At 54.8% G+C, this 4,814-nt stretch carries 4 protein-coding genes and 1 pseudogene; 4 read left to right on the top strand and 1 reads right to left on the bottom strand.

Translation table 11 applies throughout. From position 1 onward, the window contains the following. The 3 genes from H6F43_RS14830 to H6F43_RS14820 form a co-directional block, all read left to right on the top strand. The coding region (locus H6F43_RS14830) for a PAS domain-containing sensor histidine kinase (protein ID WP_190343506.1) at nt 1-2,028 on the top strand (2,028 nt) is incomplete at its 5' end. A 107-nt stretch (nt 2,029-2,135) separates the two neighbouring features. Continuing rightward, complete coding sequence (locus H6F43_RS14825; RefSeq protein ID WP_190343508.1) at nt 2,136-3,107, top strand: DUF362 domain-containing protein; 972 nt, start codon at nt 2,136-2,138, stop codon at nt 3,105-3,107. Between the two features lie 272 nt (nt 3,108-3,379). Further along, entirely contained in the window at nt 3,380-3,586 is a 207-nt protein-coding gene (locus H6F43_RS14820) for a hypothetical protein (RefSeq protein WP_190343505.1), read from the top strand. Nucleotides 3,587-3,602: 16 nt separating this feature from the next. Here the strand turns inward: H6F43_RS14820 and hisA are convergent, their stop codons facing one another. Beyond that, nucleotides 3,603-4,376: a 1-(5-phosphoribosyl)-5-[(5-phosphoribosylamino)methylideneamino]imidazole-4-carboxamide isomerase gene (hisA, locus tag H6F43_RS14815; protein WP_190343507.1), complete on the bottom strand. Its 774-nt coding sequence runs from the start codon at nt 4,374-4,376 to the stop codon at nt 3,603-3,605. Nucleotides 4,377-4,524: 148 nt separating this feature from the next. Here hisA and H6F43_RS14810 point away from each other — a divergent pair. Then, nucleotides 4,525-4,814 (top strand): annotated as a pseudogene (locus H6F43_RS14810) (hypothetical protein); the annotation flags it as partial.

Below are 4,814 nucleotides of genomic sequence, written 5' to 3'. Positions count from 1 at the left end.
GGACTGGTCAAAGCGCTGAGCAAAGAGCGAGATTTGAACTCGGCAGTGGTGGATACCGCAGGCAGTCTAATTTTGGTGCTCGATCGCGCAGGCACGATCATTCAGTTCAACCGCACCTGTGAGCGCGTCACCGGGTATGCGGCAAGCGAAGTGCGCGGCAAGCGGGTATGGGAAGTGTTCTCGCCGAGTGAGGACGTGAACACGGTGCAGCAGATGGTAGCAAAGCTGCGATCGGCAATTTTGCCCAGCGAATACGAAGGTGACTGGCTGGCTAAAGACGGCACTCGTCGGCGGATTGCCTGGTCGAATACGGTGCTGTTTGACGATCGTAGCAGCGTCAGCTACATCATCAGCACAGGACTGGACATTACCGAGCGCACCCGCGCCGAATCCGCCCTGAATGAAACCAATCAAACCCTGCAAGCGCTGATTCAAGCGTCGCCACTGTCGATTACGCTGCTTGACTCCAAAGGCAACGTAGAGCTGTGGAATCCAGCAGCCGAGCGAATTTTTGGCTGGACGGCAGCGGAAGCGATCGGAAATTTTATGCCCTCGGTGCCGCTAGAAAAGCGTTCTGAATTCCAGCACAACATTGAGATGGCGTTGTGCGGACAGTTTCGTAACGGCGTCGAAGTTCGCCGTCTGCGCAAAGATGGATCTCCGGTGGATATTAGCCTGTGGGCAGCCGTGATCCAGGGAGCGACTCGCGAGCAAGACCGCGTTCTGTCGGTTGTCGCAGACGTGAGCGATCGCAAACGCGCCGAAGCTGCCTTGCAGCTTAGCCAAGAGCGGTTAACCAGCTTTGTGGAAGCAAATATCATCGGCATTATCTTCGGCGACGTGGACGGCGGTATCGATGAGGTCAATGACGAATTTTTGCGGCTGGTCGGCTATTCACGAGAAGACCTGTCAGGCAACCTGCGGTGGGATGCGCTGACTCCTGCGGACTATCGGTTGCTCGACGCCGATCGGATTGCTGAAGCCAAAGCCAAGGGTGCCTGCGCACCCTATGAGAAAGCGTTTATTCACAAGGATGGGCACTGCGTTCCAGTTCTAGTTGGCTATTCGCTGCTGGGTGACGACCAGCGACAGACCATTGCTTTCATTCTGGACTTGACCGAGCGACACCGACTAGAACAGGCTCTGCGCGACAAGGCAGACGAACTATCTCAGGTGAATCGACTCAAGGATGAGTTTCTTGCCGTGCTCTCTCACGAGCTGCGGACGCCACTGAACGCGATCTTGGGCTGGTCACAGATTCTGCGCAAGCGACAAATCGATCCGGTTGCGCAAGGTCGAGCGCTGGAAACGATCGAGCGCAGTGCCAAACTGCAAACGCAGCTAATTGACGATATTTTGGATGTCTCCAAAATCATTCGCGGCAAATTGCGCCTCCAACCCAAGCCAATGATTTTGACTCCGGTCATCGACGCCGCGATCGACTCGATGCGTCCCGCTGCTGCCGCAAAGTGCATTCACCTGGATGCCCAGTTAGACCCGAACATCAACGAGATTTATGGCGATCCCGATCGACTTCAGCAGGTGGTGTGGAATTTGCTCTCCAACGCCATTAAGTTCACGCCCGAACGAGGTCGTGTAACGGTGAAGCTTTCTGAAACGGAGGACGGAAAGCCGCTGGACACTTCAACATTCAACGTTCAAAATTCTGACTCTCCTCGCTTCGTCGAGATCACGATCATCGACAGTGGAAGAGGCATCGCTCCCGACTTTCTGCCATTTGTGTTTGATCGGTTTCGGCAAGCGGACTCGACCACAACGCGCGCCGCAGGTGGCTTAGGATTAGGCTTGGCGATCGTGCGGCACTTAGTCGAACTGCACGGCGGCACGGTTGAAGCCGCGAGTGACGGCATTGGGCTAGGCGCAGTGTTTACAGTCAAACTGCCGATACTCCGGATGCGCGTGCTGGCAGAGGACTTGACGACGAGCCACAATCCCGCTGCGGTCTCAACGGCGTCAGAGTCGCTGTCAGAGTCGCTGCACCCGAGGAGCTTCAACAGCCTCCATTGACTGAATCGACTGAGAATTGAATCAACTTTAGAGAACTGAATCAACCTTAACAACTCACCCTATCTGACCCTGGTAACGTTGAAAACAGGAAAATTTGCATGAACGCCATGACAACTCAGCAAGCCGCCGTCAGCCTGATCCGCGCTCAATCCTACGATCGCGAGTTACTTCGCGCCTCCTTAGAGACACTGCTAGAGCCACTTGGCGGAATAGCGGCGTTTGTCAAACCGGGCGATCGCGTGCTGCTGAAGCCGAATCTGCTGACTGGGGCGCGTCCAACGAAGGAGTGTGTCACCCGCCCAGAAGTGGTGTACTGCGTGGCGCAGATGGTGCAAGACGTGGGCGGCAAGCCGTTTATGGGCGACGGTCCCGCATTTGGCAGTGCGAGGGGTGTGGCAATGGCAAACGGTTACCAGTCTTGGGTCGAGGACTTGGGGCTGCCGATCGTCGAGTTCCACGGCAAGCGCTACCAAACCGTCAGCGAGGAGTTTAACCACCTGCTGCTGTCTAAGGAAGCCATGGATGCGGATGTGGTGATCAACCTGCCAAAAGTGAAGTCGCACTCGCAACTGACGCTGACGCTAGGCGTAAAAAACCTGTTTGGCTGCGTTCCGGGCAAGATGAAAGCGTGGTGGCACATGGAGGCGGGCAAGGACCGAGACCGCTTCGGCACCATGCTGGCAGAAACCGCCCGCGCTGTAAATCCCAATTTGACGATATTGGACGGCATTGTGGGACACGAAGGCAACGGACCTAGCGGTGGCGAACCCCGTCGGCTCAATCTGTTGGGAGCGTCCAGCGATGTGTTCGCGCTCGATCGCGCAGTCGTGGAGCTTCTCAGCGTCGCTCCCGCGATCGTTCCCACCGTTGCGGCTTCTCAGCGGCTAGGACTTTGCTCCGATCTGGACGCGATCGACTTCCCGCATCTGTCGCCCACCGATCTAAAAATTTCAGATTGGAAGCTGCCCGACACGCTGATGCCGATCGATTTTGGACTTCCCCGCGTGCTCAGATCTAGCTTCCGGCACTTCTACATTCGCTTCATCAAAGAGCCAATGGGACTGTATGTGAAGGGGTGAGAGCGGCAAAAACAAAGCCTCGACCCTGCAAAAATGTCCTGTCTCTCTCCTGGATCCGAAATCAAGTTATACATCCGATCATTAACTGTTTTGTAACTCTTGTGTTGTCTTATGTGTTCTTGCCTCAGGTCGAATCAGATTCGGTATGGTGGGCAAAGAGCCGGACGGTACCGCAGTTTAGCGTTTTATGTACATTGCAAACTTAGCTGAGGCTTCTCCGTCGTATAGGGCAATCTAACGTCACTCTCTCCTAACCCACTGGAAGAATCTTCATGTCTCCTTTGATGCTGCGCCAACTCTGGTCCATCGTAGAACGTACTCAGGCTCACGTTCTTCTGAGTCTGGACGATACTAATCTAGTGCAGTGGTTGCTAAAGCAACTCCGCACAGATTCTAACGAAGTCGCTATCTACAGCCACTACATTCAATCGCGCCTGCCGCTGATTCGGGATATGGCGCGGGGTCGATCTGCTGCTTAAATGAATTGAATCGTGTTCAGGCAAATGCTGAGGAGCCAAAGTCTGGTGGTACATCCTGCCAGCGTCCCGGACCTACTGCGCGAAGGGCTTCTTTAAGGGAAATATCGCCGGTGTACAGTGCGCGACCCACGATCGCCCCACTGACCCCGATCGGCTCCAGCGCTAGCAAGCTCAACAAATCCGTCACGGAGCTAACGCCGCCAGATGCAATCACTGGCACAGCTACGCTCGTTGCCAGATCTCTGAGCGCATCAAGATTTGGTCCTTGCAGCGTTCCATCCCGGTGGATGTCGGTATAAATGATCGCGGCAACGCCCAACGCTGCCATACGCTGTGCTAATTCAGTCGCCTGCACTTCAGACGTTTCCAGCCAGCCCCGCGTTGCGACCTGTCCATTACGGGCGTCGATCCCTACAACAATCTGCCCCGGAAAATCTTGACATAGTTGGCGTACCAAGTCCGGTTGCTCGACCGCAACGGTTCCCAGAATTACGCGCTGCACACCCGCTTTCAGCAGATCCGCTGCACTCTGACGATCGCGCAAGCCGCCGCCAACCTGAACGGGAATGTCAATTGCTCGAACGATCGCCTCGATCGTAGGCAGGTTTATTGGATAGCCCGCTTTTGCTCCGTCCAAATCAACCACGTGCAGCCGCGAGGCTCCCTGCTCTGCCCACTGCCGCGCCACCGATACCGGATTCTCGTCGAAGGTTTGCGCTTGTGTGTAGTCGCCTTGATACAGCCGCACACACCGCCCCTCTAGCACATCGATCGCTGGAATGACCTCCATTCCCAACCCCCATTCCCTAAAGCCATATTGCACAGTAGCGTATGCCTTGCGGAAGATCAACGGAGGCATTAAGTTTTGCTTGAGAAACTGAAGCTTCTGAATCAATGCGACTATCGTCAATTCAGTCGAGCAGTGAGGCGTAGGAATAATGGATATTGTGGTGGAGGATTTGCTCGACAATACAAATTTGACGATTCCGGGTTACTTCGTAAAAAGTACAGCACCCGTCAATGTGGAAGACGATCCGGGAACAGTCAGCGATGAAACTCCACCGCGAATTCAGGAAGTCGTCGATCTGCTCTATCAAACCAGCGAAACTGCTCAAAAGAACGTTGGCTTAGTCATTGCAATTCACGGCTATAACTCTGGTTCAGACGGAAACAGCACCGACGGAGTTCTAGAGTATTGGTACAAGCCGCTGTGCCGATACGTAAACGA

Origin of the sequence: Leptolyngbya sp. FACHB-36 (assembly GCF_014695955.1) — a bacterium.
GTDB lineage: Bacteria > Cyanobacteriota > Cyanobacteriia > Leptolyngbyales > Leptolyngbyaceae > FACHB-36.
Note: the sequence above shows the minus strand (reverse complement) of the source record. Positions and strands in the feature narration are given on the sequence as shown.